The sequence below is a fragment of the uncultured Clostridium sp. genome, assembly GCF_947036855.1.
Lineage (GTDB): Bacteria > Bacillota > Clostridia > Clostridiales > Clostridiaceae > Sarcina.
In genome coordinates this window covers 1-18289 of the sequence record NZ_CAMQRY010000046.1, presented here as the reverse complement: position 1 = coordinate 18289, position 18289 = coordinate 1, and the positions used below count along the sequence as shown (strand labels likewise).

General features: G+C 28.3%; 15 protein-coding genes. 13 read left to right on the top strand and 2 right to left on the bottom strand.

The window, feature by feature from the left end; all coding sequences use genetic code 11:
* Positions 1–512 (top strand): 4Fe-4S dicluster domain-containing protein (locus tag Q0V15_RS06610; RefSeq protein WP_297437231.1); only part of this gene is annotated, 512 nt, incomplete at its 5' end.
* A 29-nt stretch (positions 513–541) separates the two neighbouring features.
* Here Q0V15_RS06610 and Q0V15_RS06605 read toward each other — a convergent pair.
* A complete protein-coding gene (locus Q0V15_RS06605; RefSeq protein WP_297437229.1) occupies positions 542–1975 on the bottom strand; it encodes a tetratricopeptide repeat protein in 1434 nt (477 codons plus the stop codon).
* 329 nt (positions 1976–2304) lie between these two features.
* Here Q0V15_RS06605 and Q0V15_RS06600 point away from each other — a divergent pair, with 329 nt between their 5' ends.
* From Q0V15_RS06600 to rpsD, 9 genes are all read left to right on the top strand, one after another.
* On the top strand, positions 2305–2721 hold the full coding sequence (locus Q0V15_RS06600; RefSeq protein WP_297437227.1) for a hypothetical protein: 417 nt from the start codon (positions 2305–2307) through the stop codon (positions 2719–2721).
* A 147-nt stretch (positions 2722–2868) separates the two neighbouring features.
* Entirely contained in the window at positions 2869–3249 is a 381-nt protein-coding gene (locus tag Q0V15_RS06595) for an NUDIX hydrolase (RefSeq protein ID WP_297437226.1), read from the top strand.
* A gap of 155 nt (positions 3250–3404) precedes the next feature.
* Complete coding sequence (speD, locus tag Q0V15_RS06590) at positions 3405–4214, top strand: adenosylmethionine decarboxylase (protein ID WP_297437224.1); 810 nt, start codon at positions 3405–3407, stop codon at positions 4212–4214.
* Positions 4215–4224: 10 nt separating this feature from the next.
* Complete coding sequence (locus Q0V15_RS06585) at positions 4225–5679, top strand: aminotransferase class I/II-fold pyridoxal phosphate-dependent enzyme (RefSeq protein WP_297437222.1); 1455 nt, start codon at positions 4225–4227, stop codon at positions 5677–5679.
* 15 nt (positions 5680–5694) lie between these two features.
* Positions 5695–6552 (top strand): polyamine aminopropyltransferase, encoded by an 858-nt coding sequence (gene speE, locus Q0V15_RS06580; protein ID WP_297437220.1) that lies wholly within the window; start codon positions 5695–5697, stop codon positions 6550–6552.
* The gene (gene speB / locus Q0V15_RS06575) at positions 6545–7393 is read left to right on the top strand and encodes an agmatinase (protein ID WP_297437219.1); all 849 of its coding nucleotides are present in this window, start codon (positions 6545–6547) and stop codon (positions 7391–7393) included. Before speE ends, speB begins: the two co-directional genes overlap by 8 nt.
* A gap of 143 nt (positions 7394–7536) precedes the next feature.
* Entirely contained in the window at positions 7537–7920 is a 384-nt protein-coding gene (locus Q0V15_RS06570) for a hypothetical protein (protein ID WP_297437218.1), read from the top strand.
* A gap of 104 nt (positions 7921–8024) precedes the next feature.
* Positions 8025–9506, top strand: coding sequence for a phosphomannomutase/phosphoglucomutase (locus Q0V15_RS06565; protein WP_297437216.1), 1482 nt, complete (start codon positions 8025–8027; stop codon positions 9504–9506).
* Positions 9507–9740: 234 nt separating this feature from the next.
* Positions 9741–10334 (top strand): 30S ribosomal protein S4, encoded by a 594-nt coding sequence (gene rpsD, locus Q0V15_RS06560; RefSeq protein WP_297437214.1) that lies wholly within the window; start codon positions 9741–9743, stop codon positions 10332–10334.
* 321 nt (positions 10335–10655) lie between these two features.
* Here rpsD and Q0V15_RS06555 read toward each other — a convergent pair whose 3' ends face one another.
* A complete protein-coding gene (locus Q0V15_RS06555) occupies positions 10656–12188 on the bottom strand; it encodes a GTP pyrophosphokinase family protein (protein ID WP_297437212.1) in 1533 nt (510 codons plus the stop codon).
* Positions 12189–12404: 216 nt separating this feature from the next.
* Between Q0V15_RS06555 and clpB the strand changes: the two genes are divergently transcribed.
* From clpB to Q0V15_RS06540, 3 genes are all read left to right on the top strand, one after another.
* Complete coding sequence (clpB, locus tag Q0V15_RS06550) at positions 12405–15002, top strand: ATP-dependent chaperone ClpB (protein WP_297437210.1); 2598 nt, start codon at positions 12405–12407, stop codon at positions 15000–15002.
* A gap of 119 nt (positions 15003–15121) precedes the next feature.
* Positions 15122–16087, top strand: coding sequence for a calcium/sodium antiporter (locus Q0V15_RS06545; protein ID WP_297437208.1), 966 nt, complete (start codon positions 15122–15124; stop codon positions 16085–16087).
* 142 nt (positions 16088–16229) lie between these two features.
* Entirely contained in the window at positions 16230–18215 is a 1986-nt protein-coding gene (locus Q0V15_RS06540; RefSeq protein WP_297437206.1) for an LTA synthase family protein, read from the top strand.
* Positions 18216–18289: the final 74 nt, after the last annotated feature.

Genomic DNA, 18289 nt, shown 5'->3' with positions numbered 1-18289 from the left:
TTATATCATATTATTTAAGAAGTTTAGGATATGAGGCAAGAAATCATATGGATGCTAATTATTTAGTTAGGCTTATACCAGTAGCGAAAAGTGCTGGAATTGGAGAAATTGGTGCAAATGGACTACTTGTAACTAAGGAATATGGACCAAGGATTAGACTTGGTGTAGTTACAACAAATTTAAAGTTTAAAGCTGATAAAGAAGTTGATTTTGGACTTAGATATTTTTGTGAAAAATGTGAAATATGTATAAAAACTTGTCCAGCTAAAGCAATTGAATTGGTTGATAATCTTTATGCGGAAAAAACATATAGGCATAATCAAGAAAAATGCTATGATAAATGGAGATATTTTGGAACCGATTGTGGCATATGTATATCTATGTGTCCATTTAGTAAAAAAGAAAATATAATTAAAGATTTAGATACATTTAAAGGTGAGGATAATTATATAAAAGCTATTTTAAGACAGGTAAAAGAAGATAATATAAGAAGAACTATAATAAAAAAATAAAAGGTTGCAATATTTGCAACCTTTTCAATTTATCCAATTATTTTTTTAAGTTCAGTATTATTATACATTGAACCTGGGAATTTAGTAGCTAATTGATTTGCATAATCTTTAGCTTGTGAAGCTGAATTATGCTCTGAATAGTAATTAGCTAAGAAATATAAAGTTTCAGGTGTATATTCTGTAGAGTTTGGATATTCTTTTAAGAAATCCTTATATGTGCTAACAGCAAGTGTAAGATTATCTAGTTTTTGATAAGATACTGCTGATAGGAATAACATAGTAGCCCCTCTGAAATCATCATGAGCAAATGGTTGTGCCTCACTAAAATATGATACAGCAGTTGCATAATCATTTGCTTTATAAGCAGTCATACCATTAGTGAAATAATAAGTGATACCAGTGCTTTTCATAAAGCTTAAAGCATTATTGTACGATTCCATAGCTGCTGCTGGAATCGTATCTTTTGGTGTATTAATAAGAACATTTTTAATTCCATCAATACTATTTTGTGATATTAAATAAGCAACATCAGTATTATAAGTTTTAACCTGTGCATCTGTAAGCATTTTAACAGTTGGAGCAGGTTTTGGCTTAGTAGCCACAGGTACAGTTTTATCTGTAGCGGGTTGAACAACATCTGTTTTATTGATAGAAGCTGATTTCTCATTTTTTGTATTAGAGTGCATTTTACTATAAGAAATAGCAACGATAATAACTGCAACAACTGCTATTGTTGATATTATTATTATTTTTTTCTTAGAACTAGCTTTTTTAGTAGCTGTTACTGGTCTAGGATTAAAGCTATCTTTATAAGAATCATCTTCATCTACAACGCTAACTTTTTTAGCTATTGAAGGTTCAGCCTCTAAATGTTTTACTCTATCTTTGAATTCATCAATATTAATATCTTCTAGCTCATTATTTGTAGAAGGTGATTCTATTAAATCATCAATATTAGTTTCAATAATTTCATATTCTTTATTATTTAACATATCATCTTGAACAGGCTCAAAAGAATCATTATTTTGTAAAACATCTAAATGTTCAGCAGATTTAGGTTCTTCTACATGTTTTGAATCTTTATCGGAAAGGAAGTTACTACTTTCTACTTGCTTTTTAAGTTCAATATTTTCACGATATGCATTTTCAAGAAGAACTCTATCTTCACTACTCATATTTTGAATATTAGTATAGCTAAGTGCTTGAGCTTTTCTTTCTTTATCAACAGCTGCAAGTCTATTAGTAGCTTCTTCATTTTGGTTATATTCAGAATTTATTTTCCAAGTAACAATAGCATCATCTATTCTACCAAGCTTGTACAGAATATCACCTTCAAGAGATAATGCTTCTTCATTGCTATAGTCTTTTTCAAGAAATTTTTCACAAATTTTAAGTGCGCTTTCATAATCACCATTTTTATAATTTTCTAAAGCTTTTTTTAGTTTTTTATTAGAAATATTCATTTATAATCTCCTTAGTTTAAAATAAATCATTATTAATCTATATAAGTAGTATTTTACATTATTTTGATGGCAAAATCATATCAAAGTGGGTATGTTAACAAAATAATAAATATTTAATCATCTTGTTAGTATATTTAAGCCTAAATTATATTTAATATATTAATAAGGTTGATAATATTTAATTATAATATTTATACGAATTCAATGCAAATATAAAATGGAGTTTATTTATATTGTGCTTGTGGAAATAAAAATATAAGTGTTATAATGGTAGTAAATATTATAATTTTTATATTTATAGTAAATAAGAAGAACGTAAGGAAGATTAGATGAGATATTACGATTTAGAAAAAAAAGTTGCAAGATTAGATAGAGATATAGAAGCTCTTAAGTTATCAAAAAAACATTTATCAAATGTAGAAGAGATAAATGAAGTTATGGATTACTTAAATCAAGAAAGACAAGTTAATGCTGATGAGCTTTATTTTGAAGATGCAAAATCATACATAATTATCTGTGATGCAGTTTCATCTGTTATTGGTGAAGAATTAAATTCAAAAGAACAAACAGAGTTATTAGAACTTATAAAGAAAACTTTTGGAAGAAGAGCTGCAAATGTTACAAAGAAAACTTTTGGTCTAAATGCATGGCTTAAGTTTATGGATATGGATACAGAGTGGATTGTTAATGAAGAAAGCGGTTGGTCAACACTTATAATAAAAGAAATTTGCCCAAGAGAGCAATAAGAGAAAGATGTCGAATTTTCGGCATCTTTTTTTTATTAAAGTAAAATTAACAAAGTTTTTGTCGAAGATATAGTATAATAATATTAGTGAATGAAAAGTATTAGTGTAAATTACAAAAAAACAAAGTGATAAGAAGGGGGACTATAAATGAGTAATATAGCATATTGTGAGGTTATTGTTAAGGATGATTTTAATAATGTCCTTATTGTTCAAAAGAAAGTTGCAAAAAATGAACCAAGACTTTGGAGTTTAGTTGGAAAAAAGAAAAAAATGAATGAGACATTAGATAAGTGTATTCATAGAGTTATAAAAGAGGAACTTAAGACTATTGGTTTTGACATAAGAGAATTTTCTACATATAAGATAAATGACGAGGCAGAGAAAATAGTTGTTAGTGCTATTTTAAGAGAAAAAGTTTCATGCCATCAAAGTATTATAGAATGGGAATGGATTTCAAAAAAAGATTTAGAAAAATATGATTTTATTGATAACAATAAAGAAATTTTAGCTAAATTCTGGGGGAATTAAGAAGAAATTTAACTTGTTGATATTACCTGTATGAGATAAGATTTATCTTGTACAGGTTTTTTATAATAAATTTTTTGAAAAATATATAAATATAACTAATATTAATATATAATATACGAGTGAAAAAAATTAAAAGTATTTAACGAGGTGAGGAATTGAGTGAAAAAATTCGTCTTTATGGTTTCAACAATTTAACAAAGACTTTAAGTTTTAATATTTATGATGTTTGTTATACAAAAACAGAGAAAGATAAGCAAGATTATATAAAATATATAGATGAGCAGTATAATGCTGAAAGATTAACTAATATTTTATGTGAAGTGACAAATGCTATAGGAGCTTGTGTTTTAAATATATCAAAGCAAGATTATGAGCCACAAGGTGCAAGTGTAACTTTACTTATAGCAGAAGAAGAGCTTGATGATGATTTAGTTGATAAATCATGCAATAGAGGAAAGCTTGAAGATTTTGAAGTTAAGAAAGATACGGTTGTAGCTCACCTAGATAAGAGCCATGTAACTGTTCATACCTATCCAGAATGTCATCCAAATAAGGAAATTACAACATTTAGAGTTGATATAGATGTTTCAACATGTGGACAGATATCACCGATTAATGCGCTAAATTACCTTATTGGAAGTTTTGATTCTGATGTTATTACAGTTGATTATAAGGTTAGAGGATTTACAAGAGATGTTGATGGTAGAAAAATATTTATTGATCATGATATAAATTCAATACAGAATTTTATTGAAAGAGATACTTTAAAGAATTATGATGCAATAGATATAAATATGTATCAATCTAATATGTATCATACAAAGATGATGATTAATGAAATTAAATTAGAAAATTATTTATTTAATACAGAAAGTAGTGAGCTTACACCAGCTCAAAGAATAGATATAAGAGATAGATTATCAAAAGAAATGATTGAAATATATTCAGGAGTTAATTTATATTAGGAGGTAAACTATGAGTAATAATGAGCAAGAAAAAGCTCCTATTTATGAGGCTTTAAAGCAATATAGAAAAAACAAAATAGTACCTTTTGATGTTCCAGGTCATAAACAAGGAAGAGGTAATGAAAAACTTCGAGAGTTTCTTGGAGAAAAATGTCTTTCAGTAGATGTTAATTCTATGAAACCACTTGATAACCTTTGCCATCCTACATCTGTTATAAAAGAAGCAGAAGAACTTGCAGCAAGTGCATTCTCAGCAAAACATGCATTTTTAATGGTAAATGGTACTACATCAGCAGTACAATCAATGATTATGAGTGTTTGTAAAGATGGGGATAAAATTATTATGCCAAGAAATGTTCATAGATCAGCAATAAATGCAGTTATAGTATCAGGTGCTATTCCAATATATATAAATCCAGGTATACATAGTAGACTTGGAATTTCACTTGGAATGGATATTGATAATATAAAAAGAGCTATTAAAGAAAATCCAGATGCAAAAGCGATTTTTGTTAATAACCCTACTTATTATGGAATATGTTCAGATTTAAGAAGTATAGTAAAGCTTGCTAAAGAGCATAATATGTTTGTACTTGCAGATGAAGCACATGGAACACATTTATACTTTAATGATAAATTACCAGTTTCAGCAATGGAAGCAGGGTGTGATATGGCAGCTGTAAGTGTCCATAAAACAGGAGGCTCACTAACTCAGAGTTCATTGCTGTTACTTAATAATGATAAGATTTCTAAAGATTATGTTAGAACTATAATAAATCTTACTCAAACAACAAGTGGTTCGTATCTTCTTATGTCATCACTTGATATAGCAAGAAGAAACTTAGCGCTTAATGGGAAAGAAATAGTTGATGATATAATTAAAAAAGCAGAGTATGCAAGAGAAGAGATTAATAAGATAAAACATTATTATGCATTTTCTAGAGAGATAGTTAATAATAAAGATGTTTTTGACTTTGACATAACAAAACTTGTTGTTAATACAATAGGTATTGGTCTTGCAGGAATTGAAGTCTATGATATATTAAGAGATGAATATGGTATACAAATAGAACTTGGAGATGTTGGAAATATACTTGCAATAATATCAGTTGGTGATACTGACTATAATATAGAAAGATTAATTTCAGCATTGTATGAGATTGGAAGAATAAATTATATAGAAGATAGAAAAGATCTTATAGACCATGAGTATATAAGCCCTATATTAAAAGTTAGTCCAAAAGAAGCTTTTTACTCAGAGAAAATATCTGTAGATATTACAAAGAGTGAAGGGTGTATTTCAGGAGAATTTGTAATGTGCTATCCTCCAGGAATTCCAATACTTGCACCAGGAGAACTTATAACAAAAGAGGCAATAGAATTTATTTTATATTCAAAAAATAAAGGAAGTCTTATGACTGGGCTTGAAGATATGAATGTAGAAAATATAAAAGTTTTAAAATAGAGGAGAGATTTAGATATGGAATTATGGTATACAGAAGAACATACACCAGAGGCAAGATTTTCAATAAAGGTACAGGAACAATTATATAGTGGGCAAAGTGAATTTCAAAAGATAGATGTATTTAAATCAAATGAATTTGGTACATTCTTTACATTAGATGGACTTATGATGCTTACAGAGAAAGATGAATTTATATATCATGATATGATAGTTCATACAGCTATGGCTACTAATCCAAATATCAAAAACGTTTTAGTTATTGGTGCTGGAGATGGTGGAACTGTAAGAGAACTTACAAGATATGCTGGAATTGAAAATATAGATATGGTTGAGATAGATAAATTAGTTGTTGATGTTTGCAAAGAATATATACCACAGACAGCTTCACAGCTTGATGAGAAAAGAGTAAATCTTTACTTTGAAGATGGATTAAAATTTGTTAGAGGTGTAGAAAACAAGTATGACTTAATAATTGTTGACTCAACAGACCCATTTGGACCAGGAGAGGGGCTATTTACAAAAGAATTCTACGGAAACTGTTATAAAGCATTAAATGAAGAGGGAATACTTGTTAATCAACATGAGTGTCCTTACTATGAAGAGTATGCTAAAAATATGAAGAGAGCACACAAAAGAATTAAAGAGAGTTTCCCAATATGTAGAGTTTACCAAGCTCATATTCCTACTTATCCATCAGGACATTGGTTATTTGGATTTGCATCAAAGAAGCATGATCCATTAAATAATCCAATAGTTGAAGAGTGGAATAAACTTGGACTTGAAACTAAATATTATAATACAGAAATACACTCAGGTGCGTTTGCATTACCTAACTATGTTAAGAAAATGCTTGCGGAGGCATCAGATGAATAGAAATCTTACAACATTAATGTGTTGTGATAATGAATATGATGAGTCATCAATAGTAATATATGGTGCACCATTTGATTCAACTACATCATTTAGACCAGGTACGAGATTTGCATCACAAGCAATGCGACCTGATTCATATGGTTTAGAGAGTTATAGCACATATCAAGATAAAGACATGGAAGACTATGGATACTTTGATGCTGGAGATTTAGAATTACCATTTGGAAATGCTGATAGAGCATTAAAAATGATAGAAGAATTTTCAGATGAAGTTTTAGCAGATGGAAAAATGCCAGTAATGATAGGTGGAGAACATTTAGTTACTCTTGGAGCTGTTAGAAGTATTGCAAAAAAATATGATAATTTACATATCATTCATTTTGATGCACATGCAGACCTTAGAGAAGACTATATGGAAGAAAAATTATCACATGCTTGTGTTATGAGAAGATGTTGGGAAATAGTTGGAGATGATAAAATATATCAATTTGGTATAAGATCAGGTTCTAAAGAAGAAGTTTATTGGGGAAAAGAACATGTTTATACAAGAAATTTTGATGCAAAGACACTTGGTGAAATTGCAGAAAAGTTAAAAGGTAAAAATGTTTATGTAACAATAGATTTAGATGTTTTAGACCCATCAATATTCCCAGGAACAGGAACACCTGAAGCTGGAGGGATAACTTTTAATGAGATGATATCAGGAATTAAAACTATGAAAGATTTAAATATCGTAGGATTTGATGTAAATGAATTATCTCCACATTATGACCAAAGTGGAGTATCTACTGCGGTTGCATGTAAAGTTTTAAGAGAAATGCTATTACTTGTTAGTAAGTAATAGATAATATAGAAAGGCTATATTTAACTTTAATTAGTTGGATATAGCTTTTTTGATTTCTAGAAAAATACTTGAACATATAGGAAAGAAGAGAAGTCTGTAAGCATATTAATATACTAAATAATATGATAGGAGATTAAGTTTTGAATAAATTTAAAGCAATGATTATAAGAAATGGATTGGATTTTAAAGTAAGCGATAAGGGGATTGGAAAAGCTTTAGTGAAAATAGAAACAGCTATAAAATTAAAAGATGAATATTGTAGTTATTTTTATATTTTAGATGATATTAAAGAGGTAATAAATGGAGTTTTAAAAGTTAAAGTTGATATAAAGAAGAAAGAAGCTATTATAGATTTTGATGTGAGTTTGCTTAATATTGATAAAATTGAAAAGATTTTATTGGATGTTAAGGAATTTATAATTGAAAATTGGGATTTTATAAATGAATTTGAACAAGATGAAATGGAAGAAGGAATAAAAATATTAAAAATGAGATTTAGAGATAGATATAATAAGGTGGTTTAATTTAAAGAAAAGCTATAAAAATATACAAAGTATACGTTATCATAATTATAGTATATAATGAGTTTGTAAATAAAATGAACAAAAGATAAACTAGGAGTGATTAAATGAGTACTTTAGGAAAATTACAAAATGGAACAGACATAAGAGGGATAGCACTAGAAATAGAGGATTTCAAGGTTAATTTAACTAAGTCAGCAGTTTATGACATAGCAGTTGGATTTTCAAAATGGTTATATAAAAAATATGGACAAGACATAAGCATTGCAGTTGGTAAAGATTCAAGACTTACAGGTGATATGCTTAAAGAATCTGTTATAAATGGAATTACAGATATGGGAGTAAATGCTATAGACTGTAGAATGGCAACAACACCAGCAATGTTTATGAGTACTATAATAGATGGTTATAAAATGAATGGAGCTATAATGCTTACTGCAAGCCATATGCCTATGCAGTACAATGGTATGAAATTTTTTACAAGAGATGGTGGACTTGAAAAAGAAGACTTAAAAGAAGTACTAGCTCTTGCAACAGAAATTGATGGGGAATATAAAAAAGGGACAGTTGAAGTTAAAGATTTAATAACTGATTATTCAAATATATTAGTTTCAAAAATTAGGCAGGCAACTGATAGTAAAAAGCCTTTAGATGGACTTAAAATAATAGTAGATGCTGGAAATGGTGCAGGAGGATTCTTTGCATCGGAAGTTTTAGAAGAGCTAGGAGCAAATACTAAAGGCAGTCAATTTTTAGAGCCAGATGGAAGGTTTCCTAATCATATACCAAATCCAGAGAATAAAGAAGCTATGAAATCAATAAGTGATGCTGTTTTAAAAAGCAGTGCAGACCTTGGTATAATATTTGATACAGATGTTGATAGAGCAGCAGTTGTAGATAAAGATGGTAGAGAAATTAATAAAAATGCTTTAATTGCTCTAATATCTACAATTATTTTAGAGGAAACAAAAGGGACAAGTGTGGTTACAGATTCAATAACTTCAGAGGGGTTAAAAGAATTTATTGAAGCTTTAGGTGGAAAGCATCATAGATTCAAAAGAGGATATAAAAATGTTATAAATGAATCAAAAAGATTAAATGAAGAGGGAATAGAAAGTGCACTTGCAATAGAAACTTCAGGTCATGCAGCACTTAAAGAAAATTATTTCTTAGATGATGGAGCATATTTAGTTGCCAAAATACTTATAAAACTAGCTAAGCTAAATAAAGAAGGTAAAGAATTATCAAGCATTATGGAAGGATTTAAAGAAAGTATAGAAGAGGAAGAATTTAGACTTAATATAAATGAAGAGGATTTTAGAACATATGGAAATACTATTCTTGAAAAATTTAAAGTAAAAGCTGAAAATTCTGAAGATTTGATAATAGCAAAGCCTAACTATGAGGGGCTAAAAGTTTATTTAAAAGGAACAAAATCATGGTTCTTAATAAGATTATCATTACATGAACCTATACTTGTAATAAATTTAGAAGGTGATAAAGTAGGGATGAAAAGTAAAATAACTACTTTATTAAAAGAACTATTAAATGAATTTAGTTCTTTAAGTTTGAGAGTTTTAGAAAATTAAGTGGGCATTTTTAACAATCTTTAGTAAAAAGGTGTTTTAAAGATAAAGATTAATAAAAATAGAAAAATTAAGAAATATGGAGAAAATTAGAGGTATATATAAATAATTTTATGTAAATCTCATTTTAGGACTTGTTAACTTTAGATTTAAGTGCTATATTATTAAAGTACGAAACGTACAAAAATTAAAATATGATATATCACAAAGATATACATTATTCGGAGGTAATTGCAAATGGCAAAAATGATGGGACCTCGTTTCAAGCAATGTAGAAGATTAGGACTTAATGTATCTGGTCATCCAAAAGCTATGGAGCGAGCTGTAAGAGGAACAAGCAGAGCTGATAAGAAGTTATCAGACTATGGTACTCAATTATTAGAGAAGCAAAGATTAAGAGCGTACTACGGAGTTATGGAGAAGCAATTCAAAAGACTTGTAGACGAAGCTTTCGCTACAACAAACATGAGAGTCGGAGATTCTATGCTTAGATTATTAGAATCTAGATTAGATAACATGGTATACAGAATGGGATTTGCTAACTCAATCAGACAAGCAAGACAAATGGTAAACCACGGACACTTCATGGTTAACGGAAGTAAAGTTGATATTCCTTCATACAGATTACAACCAGGAGACGAAGTTGTATTAAGAGAGAAATCAAGAAAAACAGAAATGTTTGCTGAAAACTTTGCTGCTAACTTAAGCACAGTTGTTTACGTTGAGAAAAACGTAGAAGAATTCAAAGGTGTGTATGTTAGATTTGCTACAAGAGAAGAATTACCAATAACAATTAATGAGCAATTAATAGTTGAGTTCTACTCAAAATAGTATAAAATACTGCCTTGGCAGTATTGTAATTTCAATATTATATTGTTCTTGCAAAGAAGAGAACCTAGATTATCTAGGTTCTTTTTTTATATAATTTTATGGAAAAATATAAATCTATCTATATGGAGTTTCATCTGAAGATTTGATTAAATCTATAAAAACAAGGCTGGAATATCTAAAATAAGGTTATTTAGTTGCAAAATATACCTTAAATAAAATACTCGTAAATGATATTTAAAACATAAATATCGAAAGGTAACAATATTTGAAGAGAAATAAAAAAACTAATAGAAATAAATCCTATTAGTTACTTTAAATTGACTACCTTATATAAATATATTTTAAAAGTTTTGTGCTTATTACAGCCTTTTCTTTATCCAGTGAATTTATATAATTTAATCCTTTAGTAGTTATTCGTATTTTACTTTTAAGTGTTTTTAATTGTTCTGTAAATTCTAGTGCACTAGGAACACTTATAGAAGCATTGAAGATTGAAAGTAGCTTTAAATATAAATGTTTATTATATACATCTCTATAAAGTTCATAATATTCAAAAGAAGTTACTTCATCACAAATAAAGTTTGCATGTTCATCAAGTGCTTCATAAATTTCAAGTAGTTTATCTCTATAAATAAATTCAATAGAATCTACTGCTAAAAATGCATTACAAAGAGTTGATAAAAACTCTTTTTTTAGTAATACAACTTGATCTGAATTAAACTTTAAATAAAAGTTTAGATAGCTATCTCTATTAGAGAATATAGTTTCAAGGTAATCCATGAAAATTTCAAAATCACCAACTTGATCACATGGTTCTATATCAAATAATATTTTAAAGAATAAATTCCAGTGAAAATCTTTATTCATAGAAGTTGAAAGTTTTTTTCCAACTATAGATGAAAAATCAGATTTAAAAGTTACAGGTCTAGTAAATGTAATAGAACTTCTAAAGCAAATATCATTTTGGAATATCTCATTTAACCTAACAGAAGTTTGGATAAATGTATTATATTGATCATGAGCTGTAACACCTTTATTTTTAGTAAAGATATAGTCAACAATTATGTCACATGCATTTCTAAAATCAACTGAAATACCAAGATCTTCTTTGACTTTTGTTGAGTATAAATCAAATATCATTTTTGAAAGCAATTCTTCAAGCTTGTCCTTTTGTATTATTTGATTAGAATTATTGAATTCATTCATATGATTAAAGATGGTAAGTAGTTGATTATCTATCATTGATAAATTACTTTTTATAGAATTTAATATATTTTTATAGAATTTATCACCAAGAACCATATTGTAATTTTTATAAATTACTTTATGTTCTATTTCACTCCAAAATAAGTTAACCATTGCTTTAATTTGTAATTCAAAATTAAAGGTATGACCACCTTCTTTTATGTAAGCATCTATTCTATATAATTTAAATCCATTTTTTTGATTAAGAGGCTGTTCTTCTCTAAGGTCTAAAAGAATATTTGGATATTTTGGTGAAAAACTATAACCATCAGAATTTGTATGTGTAAAAGATGATTTTAAATACTTAAATATATTTTCTTCATCTTCAATAAATCTACATTCTATTCTAACACCAATTAAATCTGATAAATTTGAGAATAACTCCTCAGCAGAATTATATGATAAGTAGTAATTATTTCTTATAATCTTTTCTTTAAGGCTCATCTTAGATTTAACTCTTGTTGAAATGTTAAAAAAACCATCACAGTTATTTTCAAGAAGAGAAAAGAAGAAGTCGTCAAGTATATCAGAAGCAGAATTTAAATCAGCTTTTAATATATTTAAAAGGTCTATACTTTCTTGTGTAAAGTCAAAAACTGTTAATTGCATATAATACACATCCTTTTCTAAAAAAATATTGTCCTTTAATATAATATCAATTAATATAGGGAATAACAATATTATGTAGATTTCATTAGTAGAAAAATGATAATATATGTATATAAAGTTAAAAATAAATATATTCTTTTGATTTTGACTAAAGAAAAAATAAGTATTATTATAAATATAGATAAAGAAAAGAAATTTAGATGAGGTGAATTATTAATGAATGCAGAAAAAATGACTCTTAAGGTACAAGAAAGTTTAAATGAAGCTTATAATATTGCGGTTAGATATAATCATCAACAAGTTGATATTATTCATCTTTTATCAGCACTTATTAATCAAGAAGATGGACTTATACCTAACATAATTGAGAAGATGGGAACTAATATAGGAATTATAAAGAATGATATTCATATAGTTTTAGATAAAATGCCAAAAATACTTGGAGAAGCAGCAAAATCTAGCGGAGTTATTGCTAGCAGAAGAATAAATGAAGTTCTTATTAAAGCAGAAGATATTTCAAAAGACTTCGGTGATTCTTATATAAGTGTTGAACATTTAATGATTGCTATTATGGAGATAGATGCAGATGGGCAATCAGGTAAAGCACTTAATACAAGAAACATAACAAAAAGTGAATTTTTAGCAGTACTACAAGAGGTTAGAGGTAATCAAAGAGTTGATACTAATAATCCAGAGGGGACATATGAAGCATTAGCTAAATATGGTACAAACCTTATAGAACTTGCGAAAAAAAATAAACTTGATCCTATTATAGGTAGAGATGAAGAAATAAGAAGAGCCGTTAGAATTCTTTCAAGAAGGACTAAAAATAATCCTATATTAATAGGTGAACCAGGGGTAGGTAAAACAGCTATTGTTGAGGGTCTTGCTGAAAGAATTGTTAGAGGTGATATTCCAGAAGGATTAAAGAATAAAGTTATAATATCTCTTGATATGGGAGCTTTAATAGCAGGAGCAAAATATAGAGGTGAATTTGAAGAAAGACTTAAGGCTGTACTTAAAGAAGTTGAAGAAGCACAGGGGAAAGTTATATTATTTATAGATGAAATTCATACAATTGTTGGAGCAGGAAAAACAGAAGGTTCTATGGATGCTGGGAACCTTATAAAACCAATGCTTGCAAGAGGAGAACTTCACTGTATTGGTGCTACTACATTTGATGAATATAGGATGTATATTGAAAAAGATAAAGCACTTGAGAGAAGATTCCAACCAATAATCGTTGAAGAACCAAATGTTGAAGAAACTATTTCTATACTGAGAGGACTTAAAGAAAAATTTGAGATACATCATGGGGCTAGAATACATGATTCAGCTATTGTTGCAGCAGCAAAGTTATCAGATAGATATATAAAGGATAGATATATGCCTGATAAAGCAATTGATTTAATTGATGAAGCAGGTGCAATGATAAGAACAGAGATAGATTCACTTCCAACAGAACTAGATATGATTAGAAGAAAATTATTTATGCTTGAAACAGAAAAAGAAGCACTTTCAAAAGAAGATGATGAAGCTTCTGTTAAAAGACTTGTTGTTTTAGAAAGTGAACTTGCTAATCTTAAAGAAAAAAATGATGCGTTTACTGCTAAATATGAAAAAGAAAAAGAGCATATAACAGAAATTAGAGAACTTAAGAAAGAACTTGAAAATGTAAGGGCTGAAATTGAGAGTGCAGAAAGAGCATATGATTTAAATAAAGTTGCAGAGCTTAAATATGGAAAGGTTCCAGAACTTGCAAAGCTTATTAAAGAAAAAGAAGAAAATATGGATAGTAAGGAGGGTGAATCTTTACTGAAGGAAGAGGTTACTGAAAATGAAATAACAGAGATTATTTCAAAGTGGACAGGAATTCCTTTAAATAAGCTTGTTGAGGGTGAAAAAGAAAAGCTTTTAAGACTTGAACATGAACTTCGTGAAAGAGTAATTGGTCAGGATGAAGCGACAACAGCAGTAGCTAATGCTGTAATAAGGGCTAGAGCAGGACTTAAGGATGAAAATAAACCAATAGGTTCATTTATATTCCTAGGGCCAACAGGAGTTGGTAAAACAGAACTTGCAAAAACTCTTGCTAGAAATTTATTTGATAGTGAAGATAATATAGTTAGAGTTGATATGTCAGAATATATGGAAAAACAAGCTGTATCAAGACTTGTAGGACCACCTCCAGGATATGTTGGATATGAAGAGGGTGGGCAACTTACAGAGGCAGTTAGAAGAAATCCATATTCAGTAATTTTATTTGATGAAATTGAAAAAGCACATCCAGATGTGTTTAATATGTTCCTTCAAATACTCGATGATGGTAGACTTACTGATAATAAAGGTAAAACTGTAGATTTTAAAAATGCAATTATAATTATGACTTCTAATATTGGTAGTGGGTATCTTCTTGAGAATAAATCAGAAGATGTAGAACAACCAATAAAAGATGCAGTTATGAATGAGATGAAACGTAGATTTAAGCCAGAATTTTTAAATAGAGTTGATGATATTATAATGTTTAAACCATTAGGTACTGAAGGTATTAAAAAGATTGTTGATATATTTGTATCAGCAACTGCTAGAAGACTTAAAGAAAGAGGTATAGGACTAGAACTTACAGATGCAGCTAAAGAACTTCTTGCAATAGAAGGATATGATCCTGTATATGGAGCAAGACCACTTAAAAGATATATTGGTAATGTTCTTGAAACAATTCTTGCTAAAAAGATAATTTCAGGAGAACTTGAAAATGGAAAAATTGCACTTGTAGATGTGTTAGATGATAATATAATTATTAGTGTTAAATAGTAAAAAAAAGAAATAGCTAGTCTATTTCTTTTTTTATGTATATATATTTATAGAGTGTTGTAATAATTATGATATAATGGTTATTACAAACTAAGAGAAGAGGGGGGGGATTACCTTTGATGAATTATGTGTTTTTAGTAGTTGGATTTTTACTACTTATAAAAGGTGCAGATTTTTTTGTTGATGGAGCATCAAGCATTGCTAAAAAAATAGGAATACCATCAGTTATTGTAGGATTAACAGTGGTATCAATAGGGACAAGCGCTCCAGAACTTTCTGTAAGTCTTACTTCGTCTTTAAATGGAAGTAATGGACTAGCTGTAGGGAATGTACTTGGTTCAAATATTTTTAATACTCTTATAGTACTTGGAGCAACAGCATTTGTGGCACCACTTATAATAAAGAAAAAACTTGTTAAAATAGACTTATTAGTAAGTCTTGGAGTAACAATACTTTTATATTTATTAGTATTTGTTGATATATCATTTTTAGGAAGTTCAAATTTCTTATCAAAGATTGATGGAGCAGTACTTATAGGGGTTTGTATTATGTACATAATATATTTAATATATAGTAGTAAAAAATCTAATGTCGATAAAGAGGATAATTTAAGATATAAAAATGTTAAAGTTATACCTAAACTTATATTTTCAATAATAGGGGTAGCCTTAATTGTTATAGGGGGAGATTTAGTTGTTAAATGTGCATCAGATATAGCAAAAACTTTAGGTATGAGTGAGAAATTGATAGGACTTACAATAGTTGCAATTGGTACATCACTTCCAGAACTTGTTACATCTATAGTTGCAGCAAAGAAGGGCGAAAATGGAATAGCTATTGGAAATGTACTTGGTTCAAATATTTTTAATATAGTTTTAATACTTGGATTGTCATCATTTATAGCACCAATAGCAGTAGCAGGACCAATGGCTATAGATTTAATATTTTTAATAATAGTAACATTAGTACTTGTTTTGTCTATACTTTTAAGTAAGAAAGATTTTAAAAAGATATCTAAAAGAGAAGGTATACTGCTTATAGGAATATATATAGCATATACAGTTTATATTATAATAAGAAATTAAAAAAGCTCTAGGTAATTATAAATATTTATAATTATCTAGAGTTTTTATTATATTTATATTAACTTTTTCAATAATTTGATATAGTAGTTTGAAAAGTTGATATAATTAAAAGCAGATATATAATAGGGGGTAATAATTTTATATGTTGAAATTTAATGAAATTAAAGAAAAGTTTAGAAGCAATAAAAATAATATAATGAAAAGTATAGCTACATGGATTGGACTATCAATTATAGTAACTATAATAATAGAGGGACTTCAAAGAGCTTCTATTATTAAAGCAAGTACATTTATAGCAACTCATTTTAGTATGTTTATGCTTAATCTTGGTATTGTTTTAAGTGTAACATCAATTGCATTTTTATTTAAAAAGAGAAAAGCTATGTTTACACTTATTTCAGGGCTATTGTTAATTTTTGCAATTATCGGATTTATGCTTAAAAAGTTTAGGGGTAGTCCATTTACACCAGCAGATATATATTCGATTAAAGATGGAATGAGTATGGCTAAAGAATATGTAGGACCTATAGAGGTTATACTTGGATTACTCGCACTTGTTGGTTTTATAGGTATAATAATTGTATTATTTAAAAAAGAAAAAAAACAAGAAAATTATAATATTTTAAAAAATCTTGCTATATTTATAATACCAGCATTTATTTTTACAGCGGGATATTATAAATATAATAAAGCAGAGGGTAATATAAAGTATTATAGATGGGATTTAAATGCTACATACAGTGAAAATGGTTATTTAGTTTCATTTATAAATTCAGCGAAAGAACTGATTCCAAATAAACCAGATTCATATACTACGGAAAGAATGGCAGATTTGAAGACAGGTTTAGAGGAAGCGAGTGCTGAGGTTTCAGGAAATAAAAAGAAACCTAATATAATAATTGTTCAACTAGAATCATTTGTTGACCCATATAGAATAAAAGGGGTTGAATTTACTAAAGATCCTATGCCTAATATAAGAAAACTTCAAGAAATGGGACCAAATGGTCTTATAAGAGTTCCTTCTTTTGGTGGTGGAACAGTTAGGACAGAATTTGAAGTATTAACAGGATATTCAGCTAATAACCTTGGACCTGGAGAAATACCTAATAATACGGTATTAAAGAAACAAGCAGTTGAAAGTATGGCTCAAATCTTAAAGAAACAAGGATATGGAGTAACAGCTGTTCATAATTATCTTGGAAATTTTTATAATAGGGATACAGTATACTCAAGTTTTGGATTTGATAATCTTGTTACACAGGAGTATATAGATGATTTACAATACACATATGATTATCCAAGTGATATGAATAATTTAGAAAGTATAAAAGAAGTTTTAAAAAGAGATACTCCACAGTTTATATTTAATGTTGCGGTTGAAAGTCATGGACCTTATGATAGTGACTATAAAGCAGAAAATGGTTATGAAGTTAGTGGAGATATTAGTAATGAAGAAAGAAATCAAATTCAAGAATATTTAGATAAAGCTTTTGAAGTTGATAAATATGTTGGGGAATTAATCAAGTATGTTGAAGAATCAGGAGAGCCTACGGTTATAGCAATGTATGGTGACCATCTACCAGCACTTGGAGTTATTAATGATGAAGAAAACTTTCCACAAAATCAAAAATATGATGCAGAATACTTTATATGGTCAAATACTGGGATAGAGCCAAAAGAGCAAGATATACAAGCATATCAATTATCAACATATGTTTTAGATGTTGCAGGAGTAGATGGTGGAATAATGCCAACATTCCATAAAACATATTCAAATGATGAGAAATATGAAGAATATTTAAAAGATATTCAATTTGACCAATTATATGGAGAAAATTATCTTTTAGGCGATGATTTATATCAAAGGTCAGATATGAAACTTGGATTAGAACCAGTTAAAATAAAAAAAGCTTATATAGAGGGAAAGAATCTTATTATTGATGGTGAGAATTTAACTAAGGCTAGTAAAATTATAATAAATGGAAAAACTATACAAACGACTTATGAAAGTGCAAATAGAATTGTTGGTAAAGGCTTTAAGTCTGATGTACAAGCAGTTCAAGTTGGACAAGAAGGGCAGTATAGTAAAATATTATCAAAAACAGATGAAGTAAATATAAGTAAATAAGAATAAAAAAACATCTTAAGGTTTTGCCTTAAGATGTTTTTTTATGAAAAATTATTTATAAGTCATTATAAGAT

Bases quoted from the DNA above. Each gene is read 5' to 3' on its own strand.
- Q0V15_RS06605 (WP_297437229.1), bottom strand. From the start codon at position 1,975: ATGAATATTTCTAATAAAAAACTAAAAAAAGCTTTAGAAAATTATAAA.
- Q0V15_RS06600 (WP_297437227.1), top strand. From the start codon at position 2,305: ATGAGATATTACGATTTAGAAAAAAAAGTTGCAAGATTAGATAGAGAT.
- Q0V15_RS06595 (WP_297437226.1), top strand. From the start codon at position 2,869: ATGAGTAATATAGCATATTGTGAGGTTATTGTTAAGGATGATTTTAAT.
- Q0V15_RS06585 (WP_297437222.1), top strand. From the start codon at position 4,225: ATGAGTAATAATGAGCAAGAAAAAGCTCCTATTTATGAGGCTTTAAAG.
- speE (WP_297437220.1), top strand. From the start codon at position 5,695: ATGGAATTATGGTATACAGAAGAACATACACCAGAGGCAAGATTTTCA.
- speB (WP_297437219.1), top strand. From the start codon at position 6,545: ATGAATAGAAATCTTACAACATTAATGTGTTGTGATAATGAATATGAT.
- Q0V15_RS06565 (WP_297437216.1), top strand. From the start codon at position 8,025: ATGAGTACTTTAGGAAAATTACAAAATGGAACAGACATAAGAGGGATA.
- rpsD (WP_297437214.1), top strand. From the start codon at position 9,741: ATGGCAAAAATGATGGGACCTCGTTTCAAGCAATGTAGAAGATTAGGA.
- Q0V15_RS06555 (WP_297437212.1), bottom strand. From the start codon at position 12,188: ATGCAATTAACAGTTTTTGACTTTACACAAGAAAGTATAGACCTTTTA.
- clpB (WP_297437210.1), top strand. From the start codon at position 12,405: ATGAATGCAGAAAAAATGACTCTTAAGGTACAAGAAAGTTTAAATGAA.
- Q0V15_RS06545 (WP_297437208.1), top strand. From the start codon at position 15,122: ATGAATTATGTGTTTTTAGTAGTTGGATTTTTACTACTTATAAAAGGT.
- Q0V15_RS06540 (WP_297437206.1), top strand. From the start codon at position 16,230: ATGTTGAAATTTAATGAAATTAAAGAAAAGTTTAGAAGCAATAAAAAT.